Raw genomic sequence first — 23,505 nt, forward strand, 5'->3', positions numbered from 1 at the left:
CCACTTAGGAGAACGGGGGAATGAACCGAAAAATTTAAGCGTCCTTCCCGTTAGATTGGTCAATAAAATGAATCGCTTCAGCTAACAGCTTAGGAAAGTGTTTTGGAAACATATGCCCCTCATGCTCATCAACATATAATCCACAATGAATTCCATAATCTTTTAACAAGCGGCACAGTTTTTCTGTATGATCATAAAATCGGTCTTTTCGCCCCGCAATCATGTAACCGGGAACATTTTGAACCGTTTTTGAAGCAAGAAGTTGTTCAAATTCGCCTAAGTCTTTTATGGCGGGAACTACAACGATGAATCCTTTAACTTTCATCGCTGGGTGAGATAGCGCTAGTTCAATTGCAAGCTTGCCACCTTGTGAAGCGCCGGCTAGTATGATTTCATTTTCTTTCGTTAAATAGTTGTTTTGAAAAAGATGATACAAATGTTCAATATCTTTTATCGCTGTTTCCTTATCATCCCAGCAAAAAGTTTCATATCCGCGAACTTGCGAAGATTGTGCAAAACCAAACATGTATTGTTTAAGAAGCTCTTCATTTTTCCAATATTCCGCAAAATCACGCGCATTATCTTTTCGCCAATGTAATGACAAAATGGCTGTTTTGTCTTTGTTATTTCCTATAACATAAAGTTGTGGGAGAGACCGTTTTTGTTGCTCTTGCCAACGCTGTTTGCATATTTGCACGATTTTCTGAAATTCTTCCTTATCTTTAATTGAACTTAACATTTCTTCGGTTAATAACGTTTCCGGGTTCCACCAGACACCTTGCTCCATTGCTAGTTTTAACTGTGTTAATGCTTCTGTAGGCTGATTAAGCTGAGCTAACAAACAAGATTTCCAAAAACTCGTATAATAAATCTTCTCGCGATACAAAACTTCAGCCTTTTCCGAAAGAATGAGCGCCTTTTTCCATTCTTTTTGCTCAAGTAATTGTAAAAATTCTCGATGCAGATCAATAAACTTTTTACTCATAGAACATTTCCTCCAACAATTTCACATCTGTTTCAAAAAAACCGAGCAACAGCCGCTGCTTTGCTTCATCCAATTCCAACCTGACTAATATGTGCAAAAACAAAACTGTTTGTTTAATTCAATTCGTTCATTTCAACTTCGTTTCGACCAGTAGATCGGCACGATACTTCTCTCCTGCCGTCACATCCGTAAACAGTTCTTCCGACAAAAACGACACGCACTGAAAATCAATATGCTCATGCACTTGCGGGAAAAAGAGAAGAATAAACTCTTCAAAAAACGTTTGGAGCAGCTCTTTAAACAACCGATCGTAGTCGACTTCCATATATTGCATCCTTTCCGAAAACTTCACATACTTTTTCGATGAAACACTCGAAACTCCTCCTCTCCCATCCATATTTTTTACAAAAACAAACAGAGAGTACGATGACTCTCTGTTTCTTCAAATCTCGATAATCCTCGGAAAGTGACAGGCACTGCGACCAATGCGCATAAACACCCATACATACTTACCATAATATCACGTATCCCTTTTATTACGCAGCTCAGCTTTAATTTCCTTAATATCAAATCTAATCTTGATTACAAAAAGTACAAAAAGTAGTACTAAAGCAATGATTAAAATTACAACACGTATATGAAACGGAATGAAACTAAAAAGAGAAGTGTAGAAAAGAACTAGCCACAGTAATGTAGGGATGATTCCATAAACATAAACAACGTTCTTTTCCTTAACAATCGCGAATAACCAATAGAAGATGAGAATGACATTATAAATTCCGTATATTTCATGAGATTCCACTATAGATCTCTCCAATAGCCAATAGAAGATGAGGATGACGACAAAAATTCCGTATATTTCATAGGATCTCATTATAGATCTCTTCCCCCTAATTCCCAGAAGCAGAATACCCTTTTCTAAAGCCATTCGCAAATATCGCTATATCAGGTATGAATCCCCATATTCCCATCGCTTTGATCGCTCTGTTGACTAACGTTTCTCTCCAACCACAGTAGCAAAATCTATTTTTTGTACCATCATTTTCAAATCACAGTTCGAGGATTTTCATATGTCCTTTTTGTTGCGTAGCTTAGCTTTAATTTCTGTGATCTGTAATCTAATAAAAATTGCTATACACAATATAAACACTACAACAACCACTAAGACACGTATAAAGACGAATAAAGTTAAAGATAGACGTGTAAAAAAGAATAAATCCCAGTAATATAGGGATTATTGCATAAACATAGTCAATTTCTTTCGTCTTGATGATACGAAACAGTTGAGAATAGATTAGGATCACAAGGAAAAATCCATATATTTCATAAGCACCCATTACTAGCCCTCCTAGTTGCCTGCAGCTGAGTACCCTTTTCTAAAACCATTCGCAAATATAAAGATATCAGGTATGAATCCCCATATTCCTATCGCTTTGATCGCTCCTTTAGCTGCCATTTGCATCTCTCTATAACCCATTGTGTATCATGGCACTATTCAATAGTTCTTACGTATCCTTTCTACTTCGCAATTTACCTTTAATTTCTTTGACCTGTAATCTAATGAAAATGGCGATACCTCGTAGTGCTAGTCGAGCGTTAGGGTTCAACTAGCATCACAAGTTACGCATCATTCTTGTTTCTAAATTTTGCTTCTTTAATTTCCCTCTTTGCATTTCTAAAACCAACTACAATAAGCAACATATATACAATAACAACAATCCCGATACGTAGATAAGGGGGAATGAAATCAAAAAGAGTTGTATAAATAAAGATAAACATTAATAATATAGGAGCAACAACGTAAACAATATGACTAGTATCCTTTTTCTTAACAGCATAAAATAGTTGCCAATAGATAAAGACCACGAGGAAAATTCCGTTTATTTCGTAAGCTCCCACTATAAGCCCTCCTAGTTGCCTGCAGCTGAGTACCCTTTTCTAAAACCATTCGCAAATATAACGATATCAGGTATGAATCCCCATATTCCTATTGCTTTGATCGCTCCTTTAGCTGCTCCTTTGATCATCGTTTGTGTTGCTGCCTTTTCAATTCTCCCAGCTGCCAATCTCGTTTCTGCTTGGGATATCTTAGTTCTCACTTCTGCTTCTGTTTCTCTCCAACCATTACGGGCACCTACTGTAGCCGGACCTACCTTACTAGCAGTATTAGCAGCACCACTCCAATTAATTCCATAAGAAGCTGCTACATCCTTTAATCCTTGTTTAATTCCTGATTCAATTCTATTCCATGTAGACATTGCTAACCATCCTTTCCACTAGAAATGAAATGTAGTGATAAGTAATGAATAGCTGTATTCCATAGAATCATTTATTTATATAAAAAGCCTCCTTATCCTTACATATCCCTAAGAAAAATCAAAGCAGTGCCTCTTATATTTTTTCATCAAAATGATAGCTATAAAGATCGGGATACTTCTTACCATATGAGAGCTTTTCTCGCCTTATACGAAAAACACCTTCAGCCAGCTTCCTACCATTTAACAAATACAAAAAAAATTTATATTCGCTCGTTCCTTGAACATGCTCTAGGAGTTGCTTATGATCAAGCAAAATAACATGTACGAAAGTTCTATGATAATTTTCACTTTTTCCAGCTGGTATAACGTCTATATTTCCGTATACAAATTCACTATTATGTTCGATAATTATGACGACAGGTATGTCTCTTTTAATACAAGAAAATTCCATGAAAATACATAATTCTTGATCGTTTATGCTAAAATCACTTGTTGGATGCACTGGAAAAAGTACCTCTTGAACATTTTTTCCCACTCCCATACATGTTAAACATCTAACCAAGTTAGTATCCTTAAAATCCTCATTCATTTTTGCTAATAGGTTGATGTTTATTTCTAGAATTTTCTGCTTCCTAAAGAAAATACTTACTATATTTTCGTCCTTCTCATCCCCCTTTTCTATTACATGACCTAAATCAAAAAAACCATCAGTCGACTCGATACGACAAGAATTTTCCTTGAACTTCACCTCAATCTCCCTTAAAAAAGGTAAATACAATTTCACAACAAACACACCCAATCGTCGCAATATTCACAATAAAATTTTATCCTTATTTTTTTTTTTTTTGTCAATATATTACGATGAAAAAAGGTAAAATTTAAGTGATATATCAAAAATAGCAAAGAGGACGGAGAGGAAGATGGAAACGCTATTCAAGTTATGTTTTGAAATGGTGGGTGGATTGTTAGATTTTTTGTTGTTAGGTCAGTTTAATTACATCACCGCAAAACGAAAATTAAAACATCTGCAAGAAATAGGAATTATTGCACCACAAAAACCGTTCGATCGAAACACTATAAGGCATATATTAAAAGACCACCGCATTGCCACATGTTTATTTCAAGAACAAATTACAAAAAACTTATCCATGACAAAGATGTGCAAAAACAATTCAATGAAGCGATCAGCAAATATGTATAAATCGCCCACGACAAAGGTGGGCGATTTTTATTCCTCGCGCCAAATATCTTTCAGCGTCCATATATCAACAGAATGTACCGTTAAATCCCCACCTTCTGCAAATAATTCGATTCCTTGACTCGTTTCGGATGGATAAATCCTCCCTGTCATGACAAGCCGGCCGCCGTTGACAAATAGTTCGACAGATGAGCGATCGATAAAGAAATGAAACGTAATGACATCTCCTAACTGTCCATCTAGCACCGCTCGACGAGTGCCGCCCTCTCCTTTTCCGGAACGGTTTCGGTCAAACGTGACGATGGAGTCTTTCACATCATAGCGGAAGATCGTTTCTTCGCTTCCATCACTCGAACAGCGCACTTTGACACCAAATGCATTCCCACGAAAATCGGTTAACGAAAAGCGAACGAGCAACTCAAGCCGATCGCCTTCGACAGGGACTGTGTATGTTGCTTCATGTTGTTTTACTGAGATCGATTCCAGATGCGTATGCTCTTCGCGCAATAATTGCAACTCCGGCACCGGCTTCATCAAAAGTTTCTCATCATCTGTCAATTCCAAAAGACGCGGAATCGTTAACGCGCCCGCCCATCCGTGTTCTTGCGTCGGCATCGGAGACTCCCACATATCCATCCAGCCGAACAAAATTCGTCGTCCTCGTTCATCTTCAAACGTTTGCGCTGCGTAAAAATCAAATCCCTTATCGAGTTCTTCAAACGCTCCGTGTGTCAGTTTCCCTGTTTCCTCATCAAGCGTTCCGACAAGGTAACCGGTTTGATGAAGGTTTTGAAAGCGGTCGCCGACAGGCTCCATCCCTTGCGGTGAAAATAGTAATATATCTTTGCCGTTCAAACGGAATACATCAGGACATTCCCACATGTATCCTAAGCTACCATCGCTTTGTGCAAGGATGTTGACATATTCCCAATGACGCAGATCTTTCGACTTGTATAAAACGACTTTTCCGTTATTCCCCTCTCTTGTACCGAGCACCATATACCAGTCGTCGCCACGTTTCCACACTTTTGGATCGCGAATATGACCTTGGCAGTCAAACGGAGGCTCGGAAAGTACCGGATTGGCCGGGTCTTTTTCAAAATGGATGCCGTCTTTGCTTGTCGCTAAACATTGATATTGCTTCAATTCCGTTTGTTCCTCATTCAGCCAAACATTTCCGGTGTAAATAAGTGTGAGAACTCCATTATCATTCACCGCGCTTCCCGAGAAGCAGCCGCCTTCGTCGTACCATTCACTCGGCGCAAGCGCAATCGGTGCACGCTCCCAATGCACAAGGTCTTTACTTTTCACATGCCCCCAATGCATCGGCCCCCACTTTGGACTATCCGGATGAAACTGATAGAACACATGGTATTCCCCGTTCCATTGAATGAGTCCATTTGGGTCGTTCATCCAGTGCACTGGCGCCATAATATGGTATGCTAACCGATACGTGCCGTCCATTTTTTCTTTTGCTCGTTGTACTCGTGTTTCTGCTTCCTTTACCATTTCCTCATGTCTAGACAATGCAACCAACCTTTCTACATCATTTAATCGAACCATTCATAACCCCTTGAATAATGTATCTTTGGGTAAACAAGTAAACAATGATCACTGGAATGATCGTCACTACTAATCCAGCCATTAATAATCCGTAATCGACAGAGTATGTCCCAAAAAAGTAGAACGTAGACAGTGGCAATGTCCGCTCTTCCGGCTTAATTAAAACAAGGGACGGTAATAAAAAGTCATTCCAAATCCAAAGAACATTTAAAATCACAATCGTCATCGTTGTTGGTTTCAATAATGGAAACACTACTTGAAAAAAGATTTGCAAACGTGATGCCCCGTCAATCATCGCCGCCTCTTCTAATTCCAGTGGAATGCTCTTAATTAATCCATGATAAATAAAAACAGCTAACGATGCACCGAACCCGATATACATATAAATCAATGCCCACTTGCTATTTAAAAAGCCAATCGATCCATAAATTTGGACAAGCGGGATCATAATCGCTTGGAAAGGAATGATCATGGAAGCGACCATTAAGAAAAACAAAAACTTATTCAACTTACTTTGAATACGGACAAAAACATAAGCAGTCATCGCTGAAAAAATCGTAATCAACGCTACACTAAACACTGTAATGATCAACGAATTCATAAAGCTATTCGCAAAATTCATCTTTTCCATGGCACTTAAATAGTTCGCAAAATTGATCGATTTAGGTATGGACAATGGATTGGAAATGATCTCCGTTCGCTCCTTTAAAGAATTAAGCAACACTAATATGAATGGAAGAATATATAAACAGAAAAAAATAACTAAAACGATATATCGCACCATCTTCGTTAAGGCCTTCGATACGTTCATCACGCTTCAACCTCCCGCTTCTTGCTCACATACACTTGAATCAGTGTAACGATGGCTACAATGAGAAACAAAACAAACGCCTCTGCTTGTCCCGCTCCGTACTTTTGTGATAAAAATGCTTTTTGATACACATACATCGACACGAGCTGTGTGCTCTTATACGGACCTCCATTCGTTAACGCAATATTTAAATCATATACCATAAACCCTCTTTGAAGAGATAAAAACACGCAAACAATAAACGATGGAACCATCAGCGGCAAAATAATCTTCCGCAACCGAACAAACGCGTTCGCACCGTCAATGCTTGCTGCTTCTAACAATTCTTTAGGGATATTCATTAATCCCGCTATATAAATGACCATCATGTAGCCAGAATATTGCCAAGTTGTCACAATGACAAGCGTCCAAAACGCTTTGTCCGGATCTGCCAACCACGAAGAGGAGAAAATGCCGATTTTAAAATGCTCGCCAATGTAAACAAGTACGTTCGAGAAAATGAACTGCCAAAGAAATCCGAGTATAATGCCTCCTATTAAGTTAGGTGTAAAGAAGCCCGCTCGAAATAAATTTTTTCCACGAATTTCTGTTGTCAACATATACGCCAAAAAAAACCCGACGACATTAATCAAAATAACCGTTAGTAGAACATATTTCATCGTTTTATACAGCGATGTCCAAAACGCAGTGTCATCTAGCACCGCTAAATAGTTCTTCATTCCGACAAACGAGTGACTTGTCGAAACTCCGTCCCAGTTAGTGAAGGTCAAATAAATTCCATATAAAAATGGTAGAATAACAACGGTAAAAAAAGCGAACAATGTGGGTCCTGAGAATAACAGCTGAATTTTCAATTTATCAAAAAATTTTTGACTGGACATTCATCGTCATCTCCTTGCTAAAAGTTGTGGAATAACGGCTAAACCCGTTATTCCACATAAACTAAAACTCTATTATTGTTGTGATTTCCAGTAACCTTCAATTTGCTTCAACAATTGTTTTCGATCGATTTTATTGTCTAAATATTGCTGCATGAACGCACCAACTTGAGACCAATGATCAGGTGGAAGCGTAACCATAGATCGAAGCGTTTTATTATTGTTCATATACGCTTTAATCGATTTTGCTAATGGATCTTGCGGCTCTAATGTAATATTTTTGAACGCTGGGATGATGTTCGCCTTATTGACTAAAAAGTCTTGCCCTTTTTCATTATATACTAGCCACTCTAAAAACTTTTTCGCTGCTGCTTGTTGTTCAGGGGAGTTTTGCTCTTTGTCAATGATCAAGCGCTTCGTTACACCAACAGAGATTTGCGAGTTACCATAGTCATCTGGATTATCGCTAATTGGCACTGGCAAGAAACCGTAGTTGCCGTTTGTTGTATCAAATCCTTTAATTTGCGGCCATGCCCAGTTCCCCATAAACCAAAGACCGACTTTTCCTTTTCCTAATAACTCTGGTCCTTGCTCATACGTTCCTGACATCGGATCTTTCTTATTAATGTTATTTTCTTTTAATAAATCAAACGTATCTAATAGCCCGTTTAATTTTTCGTTTTTCGTCAAATCTTCTTTTCCTTCTTTCAGGTTTGTTAAAAACGCTTCCACTTCTTCAAACTTATTTGATTGTACGCTATAACCAATTGTTAAATAATGAGCCCCTAACGACCAATCCATTGGAGATAACAAATTGGAAGCTACTCCTGTTTTTTGAATTTTTCCGATTAATTCTGCTAAGTCTTTTCTCGTTTTAATCGAAGCAGGGTCAAAGTTTCCGCCTACTGCTTTATCAAGAACGGCTTTATTATAAATTAAACCATATCCTTCGACCGCAAACGGGAAAGCGAGAATTTTTCCGTCTTCTGTCTTCGCATCATCTAAACTGCCATCAATAGCATCATTCACCCATTTTTCTTTTGATAAATCAAGCGCTTTATCAGCAAATTTTTTCACATCACCTGGATCCAACATTGCGATTGTCGGTGCATTTCCCGATGCATACATCGATGTTACCTTTTCAAATGGGGATTGTCCTGCAGCAGCTGGAATCACTTCTAATGTCGTTCCAGGATTTTCTTTGCTAAATTCTTTTGCTGCTTCTTCCAACTGTGCTTGAATTTCACCTTTCGAATTCAAAAACGTAATTTTCACTTCTGAACTAGCAGTTTTCTTTTGTTCAGACTGTTGGCTTTCCTTCGCTGAATTTCCACATCCTGCCAACAGTAAGGATAAAGATAATACTGCGGCTGACATGATTTTTAGTTTGCTCAAATTAGTTCCCCCTCTTTTTAAAAATATTTGTCCTTCTACCGTGATTATATTAAAGCGGTTTCAATATGTCAATCGTTTGACATAAAAAATGTTAAACGATTGACATACCGTAAAAAAAGGTGTTGAAACGTTTATCACTTTCAACACCTTACATCATCACGTCGTCAACCGTTCGATTAACTCTACCGGAAACACATTCTCACGTTCAAATGGCTCTTCGTTTACTTGCCTCACAATCAATTCAACCGCACATTTCGCCATCTCTTCAATTGGTTGGCGAATGGTTGTCAGCGGCGGTACAAATAGCGAAGCAAGCTTAATATCATCGTATCCAACAATTTTAATATCTTCAGGGATCCGTCTATTCAAGAAATAACCGATTTGAATAAAATAGGCCGCCATGACATCACTACTCGCAAAAACACCATCGATATCGGGGTGTTTTTCTAACAAATTTCGAATCATCGCTTCGTATTGAGTGATGTCAAAAACATTCAGTTCCGTTTCAACAATCACCGATTCAATCCCATGTTCTTTACTTAATTCGATAAACGCTTGCGAACGTTTATTGGCAAGCAATTGAAGCTGTAAATTCCCGCTTATATGTGCAATTTTTTTGCATCCTTTTTGAATGAGCAAATGGGTGGCCAACTTCCCCCCACCGTAGTTATCAGAGGAAATATAAGGAATTTCTTCACTAATGCGCCGATCAAATGTAACAATTGGATAATTTAAGTTCATATACTCTTCCACTTCTAGCGTGTGGCTCCCCATAATAATGCCGTCTACCCGATTGCTTTTGAGCATCTCGATATACTCTTTTTCTTTTTTTCGATCCAACAACGAATTGCAAATTAACACTTTATAACCAATTAAATGAGCGTAATATTCAATGAAACCTGCTAATTCCCCAAAAAACGGATGAGATACAGTAGGAATAATGAGGCCAATTAACTTTGATTTTCGGCGATGCAGAGATCTAGCAATTTCATTTGGTTGATAGTTTAATTCTTCCATTGCCTGATATACTTTTTGGCGGGTTGCATCGCTAATATATCCGCGATTATTTAATACACGGGATACCGTTGTTACCGTGACGCCCGCCAATCGCGCTACATCTTTAATCGTCGGCATACTCCTCCTCCTTGTTTCTTCAGTAAATTCACAGAAAACATCCATGAGCAAGCTTTGCTCGCCATCCAGACATGAAAATAACCGTTCATGAACCTGTTATTTTCACAGAAAAAGAGCACCTCTTTCCTTACAAGACAAGATTAGGAAAGAAACGCTCACTATGAAAAGCATAGCATATACAAAAACGCATATTCAATGCGCGAGAAAGCCACTTCCATTTCGCATCTTCCCCACTCTTCCAAGTAATGAACAGCAATCCTAGCGAAATTAAGGATGCGGATGAGTAGGGGAACAATGGCAAACACAATATCCATATCCTCACTCCTCTTGCTAATGAGGAGAAAAAAGAACGTCGCTGCCACCACTTTTTCCATCCTTTTTTTGCGAAGGAATCCCCACTTCAACATCCGCTGAGATTTAGTACGCTTACTCTTCAGGAAAATAAAGCAAAGCGTTTTTCTACATTATACTACGTTTTATGAAAAAAAACGAATGATGACGAATTTTGTACGAGTTTTTTTGGCATGCTATATCCATCTACACGCAAGGAGTTGACGAACATGCTGTCTTTATTCATATCATTATACATGTTAGTAGTAGGCATCATTTCCCCTACCACCGATGATGCGAAAAAAACGAATAAAGACCGGCAAGAAATTGTATGGGACGTGCCAACAACGAAAAAAGTCGTCGCCCTTACGTTTGACGATGGACCAGATGTCATCTATACGCCGAAAATTTTAGCCATTTTAAAAGAACATAACGCTAAAGCGACCTTTTTTGTCGTTGGATTTCGTGCAGAGAAATATCCTGATATTGTCAAAAGACAAGCGCAAGAAGGACACGAATTAGCGAACCATACGTATGAACATCTTGATTTTCGCGGCAAGTCGGAACGAACCATCGTCCGTGAAATCAAAAAAACCGAGAACATCTTATACAAGCTAACCGGAAAACGTCCGACGTTATTCCGTCCCCCTCTCGGTTATTACAACCGCAACGTGATCAACGCCGCGAGAAACGAAGGGTATACGGTCGTCATGTGGTCGGGGCAACAAGATACGTATGACTGGAAAAACCCTGGGACAAAAAGGATTGTCCGCCGCGTTGTCCATCATATTCAGCCCGGGCAAATCATTTTGTTTCACGACCACGGCAGCGGCAGTCGCCATCAAACGGTACAAGCATTGAAAGAAATTTTACCGATTTTAAAAGAAAAAGGATATACGTTCGTGACCGTTTCCGAGCTATTGAAACTTCATCCGAACTATCGCGATCTAAACCTTTAATACCACTCCTGTTTTCGCAGGAGTTTTATCATTACATGAGAAAAGAAAAAATATCATGCGTGAAAAATGCGATATTCGGCAAAACGGTTGAAACAAAGGAACTGTTTTCACGGTCATACATTTCTTCTAGCCGCAATGAACCGGAATACAGTACGTATTTTTCAATCGTCTGATTTTGATAATCGACGATCCAATATTCCTTCACTCCTGCCTTTTCATAATAATGGCGCTTCAGCAATCGATCGTTTCGTGCTGTGCTCGGAGAGAGAACTTCGACAATGACATCCGGCGCGCCATAGCACCGTTTGTTACGCAGTTTTTCTTTATCACAAACAATCGATATGTCCGGCAACACCGTAACATTTTCCTTTCCTTTCTGTTCATCTTGGAAAAGGAAAACAACCTGCAAGTTGCTTCCAAACACTAAGCAACTGCTGCCTTTCAAAGCGGGCTTTATTTCGCCAATTAAATTAGCCACAACCCCTTCATGTTCATAAGAAGCCGGAGCCATCAAAACCGGAACACCTTCGTATAGCTCCATTCTCTTTTCCCCAACAAACGCAAAAAATTCCGCGAGCGTATACAACCGTTTTTCTTCCCGTTCGCTCATCTGTCCGTCCTCCATAAATCAACTTATTTTGCACCCGCCATATACGTACGGTCAGCTGACAGTTTATGCCCCATTCTCCCTAAAAATTTACCATAAAGCGAAGCAAGGACTTGTTGAAAAAGCATGCCAAGCACAACCGGTATGCTTACTTTCGGTGGAAAATAAGCAGCTGCCAACACTGCACCAGCGCTAATATTCCGCATTCCGCCCGTAAACGTTAAAGCGATTGCATCGGTTTGTGAAAACTTCAACAGCTTTGCTGCCATCCACGAAAAAAAATAACCCGAGCTGGCGATGAGTAATACGACGAAACCAATAGAAAAAAGAGTTCGATTTGGATGGCTCAAATAAGGCGAAACAACCGCACTATTCATCATAACAACCAATGCCAAGGCAATTTTTGAAACTGGAGACAATACGGCCTCTAGGCTTGCTTTCGTTTCTTTCTTTGCCCATTGATTCACGATCATCCCAAGCAAAGACGGCAAAATAATCATAAAAAATAAACCGGACATCATCTTCCAAGCGTCAATCTCCACCCGGTTTCCAGCAAAGACGAGCAAGCTTCCCGGAACAAGAAACGGTGATAAAAACGTATCGATTAAGATGACTGCCAACGCAAAGGCAAGGTTTCCGCGAAGAATAGCTACCCAAATGAAGCTTGTCACCCCTGTTGGAATAACGACAGCGAGCAATAATCCGAGAACGGTTAAGTGATCCCCCCGAAAAAAAAGGTTTCCGATTCCCAATGCCCAAAGCGGCATGAACACATGAAGCAGGAACAAAACGGTTATCATCGGTATAGGATGAAAAAGCGCCTGTTTTAATGCCGAAAAGCTTAACCTTAGGCTTCCTGCGAACGTAATGATCGCAAAAATCCATGGAACGAACGAAGAATAGCCAGCAAAAACAGGGGCAAACAACACTCCAATCACTACGCTTGCTGGAACAATAAACGGCAACGCCTTTTCCATGCGGCGGTTTATCGTTTGTAACATCGTTTTCATCTCCAATAATGACTTCTAAATTAATGAAAAACAATTTTCTATTGTTGGCGCCAATACAACTTTAATCCCGAATATCCGTCTAAAAAATGTGTGAGTATGAGAAAAAGTCCTATCGTTGTACTGTACAATCTCCTTAGAATGAACGAACTGAAAAACAACAACGCGGTTCCATTTCCCACAAGATTCCCCTCCGCCTTGCCGAATACGTTATAATTATTGTATATTGTACCATTATTTCTTCATACAGGTAAGCATTTGAAGGGACGGATGATGGAAAACATAAAACAACTGGTGCAAATGACTCAGCGTGCAAGCAGCATCACGGTTTTTACCGGAGCAGGAATGAGCACGGAATCAGGCATTCCTGATTTTCGAGGAGAGCACGGGATTTATTCATACGAGGAGTTTCCATTCCTGTCGGTATTTTTTCCATTTTACAATAAACTGTGACAAATCAATCGCATGAAATTCAAGATGTCACGTCAATGAATACGTATAGATTCTAGCCTTTATATTTAGCGAAATAAAGTGAAAATAATTATATAACAGATATTGATTTTTGTATTCTGTTATATTACAATACACTTAACAAAAAAGTTGCCACGCTCAGGCAGGCCGATCGTTGCGCCGAAGCCACTGTGCGGCACCATTTTCCACAAAAGAGTGAGAGGAGTCGATGTAAAATGGAAATGTATGCACAAGCGTATCAACGGTATTTAGAAAAATGTAAAGAATTTGGCATTCAAGCGATTGATCTAATCGAATTTATTCACAACTTAACGATCGAGCAAGTACAACATATGTTACGAAATTAAACAGAGCGGAGTGAAACAATGAACCAAGAAGTCGATGTAGACGTATAAATCCCCCATTCAATTTTAGTTTACAAACAGGGTTGAGTGGGGGATTTTATTTAAAGTTACCTATGTAGCTTTAGCAGCTGCAATACCGTTTCTTCTTTCTGGACGCGATCGGTATTTTCGATTCACTTAATGACCGTCCCGTTTTTCATAAAAAGAATTTCATCTCCGACTTCGGCCACAACATTCATCATATGCGTCGAAAAAATAACGATCGTTCACCTTTTTTCTTCATACTTTTGAATCACGCTCACAAACTTCCGCGCCAATTAAAAACAGCAGCGACAACACAGCGACCCACAACACGACTTAAGAAAGATAAAACGTCTCTTTGTTTACGACACACTAGGGTCACAAGCCGCAAATTCGCTTTGACTATCATCCCGACAATCTTCGACAAGTGCAAATCCTAGCTGCATTCCTCTATAATCTCTTCATACACCCCTTCTCTTTTTTCGCGCCAAATAAGAAGAAGCGGAATGCCATCTATCTCTTTCACCGTGACCGCTTTTCTCTTAATAGAATTGTTGACATTCTTTCGGAGCGACAAATGCAAACGGCTCAGTTCCTAACCGAACGACCGAAAGTCCCTACTGATCGACAGGAAGGCTGACAATCTCCATTCAAGTAGCCCATCCGCCAAACTGAGGACCCGCCACGGTAACATTCCTCTCCATCTTCGCCTTCGATCTTGCCATATCTTTGTTTCTCCTCGGTCTTGCTGCGGCGAAAATCAGCTATAGCTCTCTATACTTTTACAGCACCTTTTTCATCATCGCTGGCATCGCACTGTATTACTTGGGGCTGTCTAAAAAGCCCATTTAAGTTGAAAATCCGCCAAAATTAAACTACAAGGAATGCTGTAAAATCAACATTCTTTTGGGGTGCTTTTTTTAGATTTCGGGGTTAATTACTACTTTTCGGACAGCCCCAAATAGCAACCCACCAGTCAAATATCGGAAACAAACGAAAGTTCAATAAAATGGAAAAGAAATGATCCTAATTGCGACCGTGTATGCGACACTCCATGTCCATCAAGCGAAGATCTAGAGCAAGTATTTCGAGAATTTACTTTTTCTCGCCGTTGATTCGATGGAAGTACTTAAGCTAGAAAAAGCTGGTTCGCCATAAGGAACCAGCTTTTTCTATGTTATATTGTAACCGTCGATTGATTACTTTCCTTCTTTTCGCTTTTTTTACGGAAATAGGTGGCTACAATCGGTCCAGAGATGTTATGCCAAACGCTGAAAATCGCACTTGGAACAGCGGCAAGCGGTGAAAAATGAGCGGTCGCCAACGCGGCACCAAGTCCGGAATTTTGCATGCCGACCTCAATCGAAATCGCTTTTTGTTTCGGCTCCGACATTTTAAATAACTTTGCAAACCAATAACCAAGCAATAATCCAAGCGCATTATGAACAACGACGATAAGGAAAATAATAACCCCAGTTTTCGCGATAGCCTGCTGGTTTTGACCAACGACAGCAGCCACGATAGCCACGATAGCGAGAACGGAAACGAGCGGAAGAATTTGAATGGCTGCTTTAACTTGTTTTTGAAATAACATTTGTACGATTAGTCCAAGGATAATAGGAATAAGTACAACTTTGACGATCGACCAAAATAGGGCGCCGGCGGAAACGGACAGCCATTTCCCTGCAAGCAACAAAATCAGAGACGGTGTCAAAATTGGGGCAAGTAAGGTTGACACGGACGTAACAGCGACCGAAAGCGCCGTATCGCCTTTTGCTAAGTATGTCATGACATTGGAAGCGGTACCACCAGGACAGCAGCCAACAAGAATGATGCCGAGCGCTACTTCAGGCGAAACGGGCAATAAGGTAGCGAGCAAAAAGGCCAAAAGCGGCATAATAAGAAATTGGGCAATTACCCCAATTAATACCTCTTTCGGACGTGCGAAGACTTCCTTAAAATCGTTGGCCGATAATGTCAAGCCCATCCCGAACATGACGACACCAAGCAGCGGTACGATATAAGGAGTGATCCATGTAAATGCCTTTGGCTCAAAAAAAGCAAGAGCCGCGAATAATAATACCCAAATTGCAAATGTATTGCCGACAAAGTTGCTTAGTTTTACGAGAGTCCCCATTTTTCCTTCTCCTTCCAATTATTAATATAACAGCTATTATTATACATTTAATATTTAAAAAATTTCAACTATAATTGGATTCAAGAACTCTCCTTATATGCTATTCTTGTTACATCTGCCATTGGGTGAACGCTACCGATGAACATAACCTCATCTTTCGGCTCAACACTTTACAACACAACAACCTTTTGTAATACCTGTCATCCTAGTGCAATACGTTCACGTGTACACTGAAAGGCACGAGCAACACGTAAAACAGTGTCATCTTCACCATATCTTCCAACGATCATCATCCCGACAGGCAGACCCTCGGATTTTCCACACGGAACGTTCATTGCTGGGTGCCCTGTAACGTTGAATGGTGCAGTATTATAAATCATTTCTAAAGCTCTTGTAATAATTTCTTCCCTTGAAGCATCTGGAGAAGGAATCTTTGTTGCTTTCATCGGGGTAGTAGGCATAATCAGCACGTCATATTTTTTTAGTGCGTTATCATAAGCTTGTTTTAATTTTCGAGCTACGTTTTGTGCGATAGCATAATATTTCCCGTTATACTGGTCGTGCATATATTGTCCAAGTAAGATTGTCATTTTCACTGTATCTGAAAATTCGTTTGCTCTTATTTTGCGTGCTTTACCATAGGCATCTAGAAGTTGAGTGCTATAGTGTCCTTTCCAATTCGTTCCCATCCCATTTTCTTTGACCATTAAAGAGGTAAGGCCCTCTATACCAATCCCATTCCAGATGTGAATACCATCCCGATGCATTGGAATAGATACTTCTTCTACTGTTGCTCCGCTATTTTCCAAAGAATAGGCGGCTTCTCTCACTAAATGATCTACATCCTCCTCGGACAGCCCGTCCCAACCAAAGCCTTCCGTTACGATTCCGATTTTAATATCCTTAGCATGACCAACAAGTGATTCAGTGTATGGTTTCACCTCTAAACCTGACTGCCTTGGATCTAAGCCATCATCGCCAGCTATCACTTCAAGCAACAAAGCGACATCCTCAACTGTTCTAGCAATAGGTCCAGTATGATCTATCGTCTGTTCAATTGGAAAAATCCCTGTATACGGAACAAGTCCGTATGTAGGTTTTAGACCATATACACCACACCAAGAGCTAGGGATCCGAATAGATCCTCCTTGGTCACCACCTATTGCCATGTCAACTTCACCTGCAGCAACCAATGCTGCACTTCCACTAGAAGAACCACCTGATGATCTAGTAAGGTCATGTGGATTTAAGACGGGTCCTGTTGCAGAAGTATGACTGCCTCCGGATAGGCATAAATCTTCGCAAACGGCTTTGCCTACAATTTCTCCACCAGCATCAAGTATCCTAGTTACAATGGTAGCGTCTTCGTCAGGTACAAAACCTTCTAAAATTGCTGAACCATTCATCATAGGAACACCTGCTAGACTTATATTATCTTTTAGCACAATTGTTTTTCCCGCTAATTTTCCATTACTATTTCCTTTTATGCTAGTTTTCCAATACCATGCATTGTATGGGTTTTCTTCGACATTTGGGCGATACCCTGGAGTGCGTGGATATTTTACTGGGAGACTAGGTTCTACAAGCTGATTTAAACGATTGTAAGATTCAAGTGTACCTTTCATTAATTCTTGATATGAAGATAATTCATCATTCGTGAGATTAAGATTAAACCCCTCTGCAATTTTTTTTAATTGTTCAATCGTTGGTTTTTTAACAGCCATTCATTTTTCCTCCCAAATAAAAATTTCAAAAAATAGTTAGACAATCCCGTCTAAAAATCTACTATTTTGCATTAAGGTAAATCCTAAAAGTGCAATTATATAAGTTCAGGTTGAAAAACCGACATAAGTAAGACATTTCGAAACACTTTATACATATGTCGGAAAATCAACCTGCATTATATAGTTTTCATAGAGCTTTTGGCACTACCTCATTACACACCGATTTCTTTCGGTTTGCCTTCATTTGGGATTCCTTGAATCGGGCATTCTGCTGTCCCGACCGTACTTCTTGTGATCTTCTCTACATTTTCTCGTGCTTTCTCCGCGTCCATTACCCAAGTACGATAGAACTCAAATGGGCATTCCGCTACACCTCGGTCGCCTTCACCGGAATTGATCAGACCAGTATATCCACGGTGAAGCAACTTAAACAGATGGTTCTCGGACTGGGCATTCTTTCTAAAATCACGAATCTGGGAGATGGAGAGTTCTGCATACTGTATTCCATTTTCCTCCGTTCCACACTCACCTAGCGTTCGTCCGTCAAATCCGATGATAGCAGAGTGGCCAAAATAGGAGTAGACCCCATCAAATCCTGTTGCATTGGCTACAGCTACATAAGTATTGTTTGCCCAAGCCATAGCTTTCGCCATAATGATTTGCTGCTCCTTCGCCGGATACATGTAGCCTTGGCAACGGACGATCAATTCCGCGCCTTTCATTGCGCAATCGCGCCAGATTTCAGGGTAATTTCCGTCATCGCAAATGATGAGGCTGATTTTCAACCCCTTCGGCCCTTCCGTAACATAGGTAGTATCTCCCGGATACCAACCTTCGATCGGGCACCAAGGAATAATCTTACGGTACTTTTGAACAATCTCTCCTTTATTGTTAATGAGGACTAGGGTATTGTAAGGAGCTTTATTCGGATGTTCTTCATGCCTTTCTCCGGTTAACGAGAACACCCCCCAAGTATTAGCCTTTTTGCACGCTGCAGCAAAGATATCCGTTTCCTCGCCTGGTATAGAAGCTGCAGTCGCATACATTTCATCCGGATCGTACATGATACCCATGGTACTATACTCCGGGAAAATGACGAGATCCATACCTGGAAGACCTTGTTTCATACCTACGACCATGTCAGCAATTTTTTTTGCATTTTCAATAACCTCCGCCTTCGTGTGCAAACGTGGCATTTTGTAGTTAACTACAGCTACTCCTATTGTGTCATGACTGCTAGAAATGTCTCCATGTCTCACTTTACACTACCCCTTTCTTTGAATTATGAATAAATATGGGATAGACAAACGAAAACATTATTTAGTCTATCCACCTTATTCTCATTGCAAGAAGTGTGCCAAAACGAATATTCCTAAGGAATCTATATAAATGCAATTTAGAACTTTAACGTTTTCGGCTTTTATGGAGTAATCGGTGTTTTTCGACTGTTGAGTGACCGAACAACACCGCTTCCAGACAAATGCATTTGTCGGTGAAGCGGTTCGTTGTTCGGTCCTCTGTCACGCGAAGGCGTGACGAAGGCCAGTCACAGACTTGCCTCCGACAGTCGAAAAAATAGGGAGTCTACTTTTTCGTCCGCCATAAGTTAAATCTCCCAGTTGTATTTATATATATGCACTTTATAAAATAATTAGAAACTTTTTCTTAATTTTGCGACATTATAAATAAAAAAATTTGAAATATTCAGATTTATAAATTAAAATAAAGCAATATATATGATTGTTTAATTTTGCTACACTGTTGCAAATTGTTACAAGGGGGGATGGTAGATGGAACCTATTCGTATCGGTTTTTTATTTTCTTTAACAGGTACGACTTCCTTGACAGAAATCGGACAATATCAAGCAGCTTTATATGCTCTAGAGAAATACCAAAAAGATCGCTGTCATTCAAATCTTTCGTTTACCTATGAGGTTAGAGATATTCGTTCCGATCCAAGAGAGAGTTATAAACATGCGTTAGATATGGCACGTGCGGGAATAAAAATTTTTGTAGGATGCTATACTTCTGCATGTCGTAAAGCCATTTTACCTGTTCTTGAGCAGCATGATTGTCTTTTAGTATATCCGACCCTCTATGAGGGACAGGAGATTCATCCACACGTTTTCTATATCGGAGAAATTCCTAACCAACAGATAGCCTCTCTTCTTACATTTATGGTTCAACAGTTTGGACGACGGGTTTATCTAATTGGAAATGATTACATTTATCCTAGATATACGAATCAGCAAATACGGGAAATGCTTCACGAATTAAACGGAGAAGTCATCGGAGAAAAATATGTCCCATTAGGACATAAAGAATTTTCACATTGTTTACAGGACATTCAGCAATCTTCTCCTGATGTAATACTTTCCACACTCGTTGGGGAAAGTGTGTTACATTTTTATCAAACTTATTACGAATTAAGATTAAATCCAGAGGAAATACCAATTCTTAGCCCAATAACAACAGAGTTGGAAATACGCGCTATGGGAGCTAAATATGCAGCAGGACACTATAGTTGTTCCAGTTATTTCCAATCATTGGATACTCCTGAAAATCGGGAATTTGTACAAGGAATGAAGGAGAAGTATGGACCAGATACAGTTGTTTCTTCGGTTATGGCCAGTACATTTACTGGAATTCAGATGATATTAGATGCGGTGAATGCTCTACAATCGACTGAAAGAAAGCAAATATTAAAATATTTATATAAAAAAACATTCTCATCACCGAGCGGACAGATTACGATTGAGTCTAACCATCATTTATCTCGTGAAATAAGAATTGGAAAAGCTGATTTGGACGGGCAATTTAAGATTGTTTGGAGCTCGGAACAGCCGATTCCTGCAAAACCGCTTTTGACAAATACTATCGTCGATTCTATAGACGAAGAGTCGATATGGAAACCTTTTGTTGAGACAATCGGTAAAGAAACATCTGATGGGATTGTAGTTATTGATCAAAACAGAATGATTTTATATGTTAATTCAGCTGCTTATTCTCTGCTTCGAGCTAAGCAAGGCGATTTTCTCAAGGAGGAGCTTTTACAGGAGCTTGATTCTACTTATCAGGTAATTCAAAAGAATATTGGGCAAATCAATAAGACTTCTCTCTTTTTGATAAAGAAAATAAACCAACCGTCCCTCCTAACCAAAAAACAAGCAACAAAGGAGTATAAGTTTGGCAACATTACAACCTATAGTCCATCCTTTCAAAAAGAGCTGCACGTCGCAGCAATTGCCGCTCAATCCGATGCTAATGTACTAATATTAGGAGAAACTGGTTCGGGTAAGGAAGTTTTGGCACGAACCATTCATGAACAAAGCCCTCGCAGGAACGGTCCATTTGTTGCCTTGAATGCTGGTGCGATTCCAAGAGAACTAATTGCCAGCGAGCTATTCGGATATGTGGAAGGAGCATTTACTGGTTCACGGAAAGGGGGCAACGTAGGAAAGTTTGAAGCTGCAAATGGAGGGACATTGTTCCTCGATGAAATTGGTGAGATGCCATTGGACTTACAGGTGAGTTTGCTTCGAGTGTTGGAAGAACGGAAAGTTGTTCGTATTGGTGACCATAAAGAACGCCCTATTAATGTACGTGTCATAGCCGCAACTAACCGTAATCTCAAGGAAGAAATTGCTTATCAAGGTTCCTTTCGCTCAGATTTGTATTACCGGTTGAGCGTATTTACTATTCATATTCCACCGCTGCGTCAGCGAATAGAAGATATTCCAAATTTATCTGCACAATTTCTTCATCAATTTCATCAGCATTATAGAAAAGGACCACTAGAGTTATGTGATTCTACATTGCAGTTGCTTCAGTCATACAACTGGCCAGGTAACATTCGCGAGCTGCGAAACATCATAGAAAGGGCATTTCTGCTAGCTATTAATGAACAAAAAATTCTTCCTCTGTACTTACCTGAAGATTTTCAAAAATTCGATATAATGAAACAACGATATTTAGCTAGTGCTAGTAATCTAAAGAATATGGAAAAACAGATGATTGAACAAGTTCTCCAACAATCACAAAGCATTTCGGAAGCAGCCAAAATTCTTGGTATCACGAGAAGTACACTGTATCGAAAAATAAAAAAATGGAAAATTAAGATAAAATCCTTACATAGAAAAAGTTTATAAGACCTGTTTTGCCTCCCTTGTGCATACTGGATACTATCCAGCCAAGGGAGGCGAAGACGATGGCAAAAACCGTTTTTGACATTCAACGAACTGTATTCGCGATAGAAAGTATGATCGTGAAAATTGAAGGTCAAGCACAAATGATTGCCAAGTTGATTCAAGAAAACGAACAACTAACAACTACGTCAAGAAAATAGACAACTTCGCAAAGAAAACCAACAACTGAAAACACGTGTAGCCGAATGGGAAGCTCGCATGAAAAAACAGTACCAATATCCAATTACCGCCGTCTCCCTGCCTTCTTCGGAGCGTTTTATAACCAAACATTCTTCGCGTCCCCCATCCGAGAAGAAACCGGGCTGTCAACCTGGTCACTGCATTGCGATCCGAAAAGTAGACAGTATAAATTCAGTTAATCCGAAGGAATCAGAGTGATAAAGCTTCTGGTTCCTTTCCTTGTTCTTGTCTTTTCCTCAGTGTCTTAGAATCCTAAGAGCCTGTCAAAGAGAACGCTTGACAGACCCTTGGAATTCTGAGAATGGATTGGTAAGACGAGAAGGAGAAAATATAACCCCTTGTGCTCTTCTTTAGCTAGCCTTTGCATATTGAACTGGTGTTTGATAATCGAGAACACTTTGTATACGTCGATGTTCGTAATAGCGAATATAATCATGTATCAGTTGCACGGTCTCCTCTATGCTCTTAGTGGTCTGCAGATCTTGTTGAATCTCTGTTTTGAGATAGGAGAAAAAGCTTTCAATGCATGCGTTATCAAGAGCATTATCTTTTCTTGGCATGCTTGACGTAATCGAAAACGTGTCCATAAGCGTTTTCCTTCTTGTTGATCGATACGGCATTCCTTGATCGGTGTGAAAGATTAAGAAATCATCGATGTTTCTGATTTCCAAAGCATATTAAAAGCATATTATATTAATAGAGAATCTTCCACAAGTTGAACATCGTGTGTTTGTGGAATCTGATAGCCTACCATTATTGTGTAAATCCATAATGGCAGAAACAAATCGTTTTTTATCGTCCACGGCCACTTCTGTTACATCTGCGACCCATTTTTCATTCAGACGTGCTGTAGAAAAATCTCTCTTTAATAGATTTTCATAAATATATCCAGCTGAAGTTGCCTTTTTTTCTGTGAAAATAACGGCGAATTCGCGATTATTTTCATGTTTGGGTGGGGAGAAAAATTTTTCTCATGGATGTTTACTTTCTCATAATCGTCTTCGTTATACACATGAGCCGTTGCGTTTCGCGAACTAAGCATATCATTCCATATATCGATATTCTCAATCCACCCTTCCTTGAACGCTTGACGATAACACGATCGCCGAGTATTCAACTCAAGTCCCGATGCTTTAAAAATTTTGGATAAAAGCTTCCAAAGCTGATCTTCTAAAATTTCATATTTTTTCACAATCGAATCCCGATACACTTCTTTCAATAATTCATCACCATCTGAGTTGCTGAGAGGATGCGATGACATTTTTTAAATGCAGCAATGAGCGAAACGCATATTGATA

21 protein-coding genes and 4 pseudogenes are annotated in these 23,505 nt (G+C 39.6%); 5 read left to right on the top strand and 20 right to left on the bottom strand.

Annotated elements, in window-relative coordinates:
* Positions 1-34: 34 nt before the first annotated feature.
* The 11 genes and pseudogenes from HNQ34_RS01605 to HNQ34_RS01655 all read right to left on the bottom strand — a co-directional run bounded on the left by HNQ34_RS01605 (position 35) and on the right by HNQ34_RS01655 (position 10,536).
* Positions 35-985, bottom strand: coding sequence for an alpha/beta hydrolase (locus tag HNQ34_RS01605; RefSeq protein ID WP_183251007.1), 951 nt, complete (start codon positions 983-985; stop codon positions 35-37).
* A 130-nt stretch (positions 986-1,115) separates the two neighbouring features.
* Positions 1,116-1,310 (bottom strand): annotated as a pseudogene (locus tag HNQ34_RS17885) (DUF4351 domain-containing protein); the annotation flags it as partial.
* 1,295 nt (positions 1,311-2,605) lie between these two features.
* Complete coding sequence (locus HNQ34_RS01615; RefSeq protein ID WP_183251008.1) at positions 2,606-2,884, bottom strand: hypothetical protein; 279 nt, start codon at positions 2,882-2,884, stop codon at positions 2,606-2,608.
* An 11-nt stretch (positions 2,885-2,895) separates the two neighbouring features.
* A complete protein-coding gene (locus HNQ34_RS01620) occupies positions 2,896-3,243 on the bottom strand; it encodes a hypothetical protein (RefSeq protein WP_183251009.1) in 348 nt (115 codons plus the stop codon).
* A gap of 133 nt (positions 3,244-3,376) precedes the next feature.
* Positions 3,377-4,027 carry a hypothetical protein gene (locus HNQ34_RS01625; RefSeq protein ID WP_268852681.1) on the bottom strand — a complete coding sequence of 217 codons (651 nt, stop codon included), beginning with the start codon at positions 4,025-4,027 and terminating at the stop codon, positions 3,377-3,379.
* 444 nt (positions 4,028-4,471) lie between these two features.
* Positions 4,472-6,004 (bottom strand): glycoside hydrolase family 32 protein, encoded by a 1,533-nt coding sequence (locus tag HNQ34_RS01630; RefSeq protein WP_246363658.1) that lies wholly within the window; start codon positions 6,002-6,004, stop codon positions 4,472-4,474.
* Positions 5,988-6,815, bottom strand: coding sequence for a carbohydrate ABC transporter permease (locus HNQ34_RS01635; RefSeq protein ID WP_100660140.1), 828 nt, complete (start codon positions 6,813-6,815; stop codon positions 5,988-5,990). The genes HNQ34_RS01630 and HNQ34_RS01635 overlap by 17 nt, the downstream gene beginning before the upstream one ends.
* Positions 6,815-7,696: a carbohydrate ABC transporter permease gene (locus HNQ34_RS01640; protein WP_183251011.1), complete on the bottom strand. Its 882-nt coding sequence runs from the start codon at positions 7,694-7,696 to the stop codon at positions 6,815-6,817. Before HNQ34_RS01640 ends, HNQ34_RS01635 begins: the two co-directional genes overlap by 1 nt.
* Before the next feature lie 72 nt (positions 7,697-7,768).
* Positions 7,769-9,070: an ABC transporter substrate-binding protein gene (locus HNQ34_RS01645; protein WP_183251314.1), complete on the bottom strand. Its 1,302-nt coding sequence runs from the start codon at positions 9,068-9,070 to the stop codon at positions 7,769-7,771.
* Positions 9,071-9,244: 174 nt separating this feature from the next.
* On the bottom strand, positions 9,245-10,222 hold the full coding sequence (locus tag HNQ34_RS01650) for a LacI family DNA-binding transcriptional regulator (RefSeq protein WP_183251012.1): 978 nt from the start codon (positions 10,220-10,222) through the stop codon (positions 9,245-9,247).
* 158 nt (positions 10,223-10,380) lie between these two features.
* Positions 10,381-10,536, bottom strand: a complete 156-nt coding sequence (locus tag HNQ34_RS01655; RefSeq protein WP_183251013.1) for a hypothetical protein — start codon at positions 10,534-10,536, stop codon at positions 10,381-10,383.
* 246 nt (positions 10,537-10,782) lie between these two features.
* On the opposite strand from HNQ34_RS01655, the gene HNQ34_RS01660 reads away from it, so the two are divergent.
* Positions 10,783-11,511: a polysaccharide deacetylase family protein gene (locus HNQ34_RS01660; protein ID WP_246363661.1), complete on the top strand. Its 729-nt coding sequence runs from the start codon at positions 10,783-10,785 to the stop codon at positions 11,509-11,511.
* A 31-nt stretch (positions 11,512-11,542) separates the two neighbouring features.
* Here the strand turns inward: HNQ34_RS01660 and HNQ34_RS01665 are convergent, their stop codons facing one another.
* Together HNQ34_RS01665 and HNQ34_RS01670 are read right to left on the bottom strand one after the other, a co-directional pair.
* Positions 11,543-12,121 carry a Uma2 family endonuclease gene (locus HNQ34_RS01665; RefSeq protein ID WP_183251014.1) on the bottom strand — a complete coding sequence of 193 codons (579 nt, stop codon included), beginning with the start codon at positions 12,119-12,121 and terminating at the stop codon, positions 11,543-11,545.
* A 23-nt stretch (positions 12,122-12,144) separates the two neighbouring features.
* A complete protein-coding gene (locus HNQ34_RS01670) occupies positions 12,145-13,119 on the bottom strand; it encodes a bile acid:sodium symporter family protein (protein WP_183251015.1) in 975 nt (324 codons plus the stop codon).
* 279 nt (positions 13,120-13,398) lie between these two features.
* Here HNQ34_RS01670 and HNQ34_RS01675 point away from each other — a divergent pair.
* Together HNQ34_RS01675 and HNQ34_RS17690 are read left to right on the top strand one after the other, a co-directional pair.
* Positions 13,399-13,533, top strand: a pseudogene (locus HNQ34_RS01675) (Sir2 family NAD-dependent protein deacetylase); the annotation flags it as partial.
* Between the two features lie 278 nt (positions 13,534-13,811).
* Positions 13,812-13,943 carry a hypothetical protein gene (locus tag HNQ34_RS17690; protein ID WP_281375856.1) on the top strand — a complete coding sequence of 44 codons (132 nt, stop codon included), beginning with the start codon at positions 13,812-13,814 and terminating at the stop codon, positions 13,941-13,943.
* Positions 13,944-14,047: 104 nt separating this feature from the next.
* Here the strand turns inward: HNQ34_RS17690 and HNQ34_RS17890 are convergent.
* From HNQ34_RS17890 to HNQ34_RS01695, 5 genes and pseudogenes are all read right to left on the bottom strand, one after another.
* A pseudogene (locus HNQ34_RS17890) lies at positions 14,048-14,206 on the bottom strand (ABC transporter ATP-binding protein); the annotation flags it as partial.
* Positions 14,207-14,397: 191 nt separating this feature from the next.
* A complete protein-coding gene (locus tag HNQ34_RS01680) occupies positions 14,398-14,544 on the bottom strand; it encodes a hypothetical protein (protein ID WP_183251017.1) in 147 nt (48 codons plus the stop codon).
* 594 nt (positions 14,545-15,138) lie between these two features.
* Positions 15,139-16,098, bottom strand: coding sequence for a bile acid:sodium symporter family protein (locus HNQ34_RS01685; RefSeq protein ID WP_183251018.1), 960 nt, complete (start codon positions 16,096-16,098; stop codon positions 15,139-15,141).
* 200 nt (positions 16,099-16,298) lie between these two features.
* Complete coding sequence (locus tag HNQ34_RS01690; RefSeq protein ID WP_183251019.1) at positions 16,299-17,822, bottom strand: amidase; 1,524 nt, start codon at positions 17,820-17,822, stop codon at positions 16,299-16,301.
* Between the two features lie 212 nt (positions 17,823-18,034).
* Complete coding sequence (locus HNQ34_RS01695) at positions 18,035-19,081, bottom strand: aliphatic amidase (RefSeq protein WP_183251020.1); 1,047 nt, start codon at positions 19,079-19,081, stop codon at positions 18,035-18,037.
* Positions 19,082-19,612: 531 nt separating this feature from the next.
* Between HNQ34_RS01695 and HNQ34_RS01700 the strand changes: the two genes are divergently transcribed.
* Both HNQ34_RS01700 and HNQ34_RS17895 read left to right on the top strand, forming a co-directional pair.
* On the top strand, positions 19,613-21,970 hold the full coding sequence (locus HNQ34_RS01700; RefSeq protein ID WP_183251021.1) for a transporter substrate-binding protein: 2,358 nt from the start codon (positions 19,613-19,615) through the stop codon (positions 21,968-21,970).
* A gap of 59 nt (positions 21,971-22,029) precedes the next feature.
* A pseudogene (locus HNQ34_RS17895) lies at positions 22,030-22,345 on the top strand (IS66 family transposase); the annotation flags it as partial.
* A 212-nt stretch (positions 22,346-22,557) separates the two neighbouring features.
* Here HNQ34_RS17895 and HNQ34_RS17900 read toward each other — a convergent pair.
* Positions 22,558-22,827: an IS3 family transposase gene (locus HNQ34_RS17900; protein ID WP_409978346.1), complete on the bottom strand. Its 270-nt coding sequence runs from the start codon at positions 22,825-22,827 to the stop codon at positions 22,558-22,560.
* 245 nt (positions 22,828-23,072) lie between these two features.
* Positions 23,073-23,417 (bottom strand): nucleotidyltransferase substrate binding protein, encoded by a 345-nt coding sequence (locus HNQ34_RS01715; RefSeq protein WP_312856090.1) that lies wholly within the window; start codon positions 23,415-23,417, stop codon positions 23,073-23,075.
* Positions 23,418-23,505: the final 88 nt, after the last annotated feature.

It is taken from the genome of Anoxybacteroides tepidamans (assembly GCF_014201465.1).
Classification (GTDB): Bacteria; Bacillota; Bacilli; order Bacillales; family Anoxybacillaceae; genus Anoxybacteroides; species Anoxybacteroides tepidamans.

Excerpts from the sequence above, each read along its gene's own strand:
- HNQ34_RS01630 (WP_246363658.1), bottom strand. The coding sequence starts at position 6,004 with ATGGTTCGATTAAATGATGTAGAAAGGTTGGTTGCATTGTCTAGACAT.
- HNQ34_RS01645 (WP_183251314.1), bottom strand. The coding sequence starts at position 9,070 with ATGTCAGCCGCAGTATTATCTTTATCCTTACTGTTGGCAGGATGTGGA.
- HNQ34_RS01635 (WP_100660140.1), bottom strand. The coding sequence starts at position 6,815 with ATGAACGTATCGAAGGCCTTAACGAAGATGGTGCGATATATCGTTTTA.
- HNQ34_RS17900 (WP_409978346.1), bottom strand. The coding sequence starts at position 22,827 with ATGCCGTATCGATCAACAAGAAGGAAAACGCTTATGGACACGTTTTCG.
- HNQ34_RS01665 (WP_183251014.1), bottom strand. The coding sequence starts at position 12,121 with ATGAGCGAACGGGAAGAAAAACGGTTGTATACGCTCGCGGAATTTTTT.
- HNQ34_RS01670 (WP_183251015.1), bottom strand. The coding sequence starts at position 13,119 with ATGTTACAAACGATAAACCGCCGCATGGAAAAGGCGTTGCCGTTTATT.
- HNQ34_RS01660 (WP_246363661.1), top strand. The coding sequence starts at position 10,783 with ATGCTGTCTTTATTCATATCATTATACATGTTAGTAGTAGGCATCATT.
- HNQ34_RS17690 (WP_281375856.1), top strand. The coding sequence starts at position 13,812 with ATGGAAATGTATGCACAAGCGTATCAACGGTATTTAGAAAAATGTAAA.
- HNQ34_RS01650 (WP_183251012.1), bottom strand. The coding sequence starts at position 10,222 with ATGCCGACGATTAAAGATGTAGCGCGATTGGCGGGCGTCACGGTAACA.
- HNQ34_RS01700 (WP_183251021.1), top strand. The coding sequence starts at position 19,613 with ATGGAACCTATTCGTATCGGTTTTTTATTTTCTTTAACAGGTACGACT.
- HNQ34_RS01685 (WP_183251018.1), bottom strand. The coding sequence starts at position 16,098 with ATGGGGACTCTCGTAAAACTAAGCAACTTTGTCGGCAATACATTTGCA.
- HNQ34_RS01655 (WP_183251013.1), bottom strand. The coding sequence starts at position 10,536 with ATGGATATTGTGTTTGCCATTGTTCCCCTACTCATCCGCATCCTTAAT.
- HNQ34_RS01640 (WP_183251011.1), bottom strand. The coding sequence starts at position 7,696 with ATGTCCAGTCAAAAATTTTTTGATAAATTGAAAATTCAGCTGTTATTC.
- HNQ34_RS01620 (WP_183251009.1), bottom strand. The coding sequence starts at position 3,243 with ATGTCTACATGGAATAGAATTGAATCAGGAATTAAACAAGGATTAAAG.
- HNQ34_RS01690 (WP_183251019.1), bottom strand. The coding sequence starts at position 17,822 with ATGGCTGTTAAAAAACCAACGATTGAACAATTAAAAAAAATTGCAGAG.
- HNQ34_RS01605 (WP_183251007.1), bottom strand. The coding sequence starts at position 985 with ATGAGTAAAAAGTTTATTGATCTGCATCGAGAATTTTTACAATTACTT.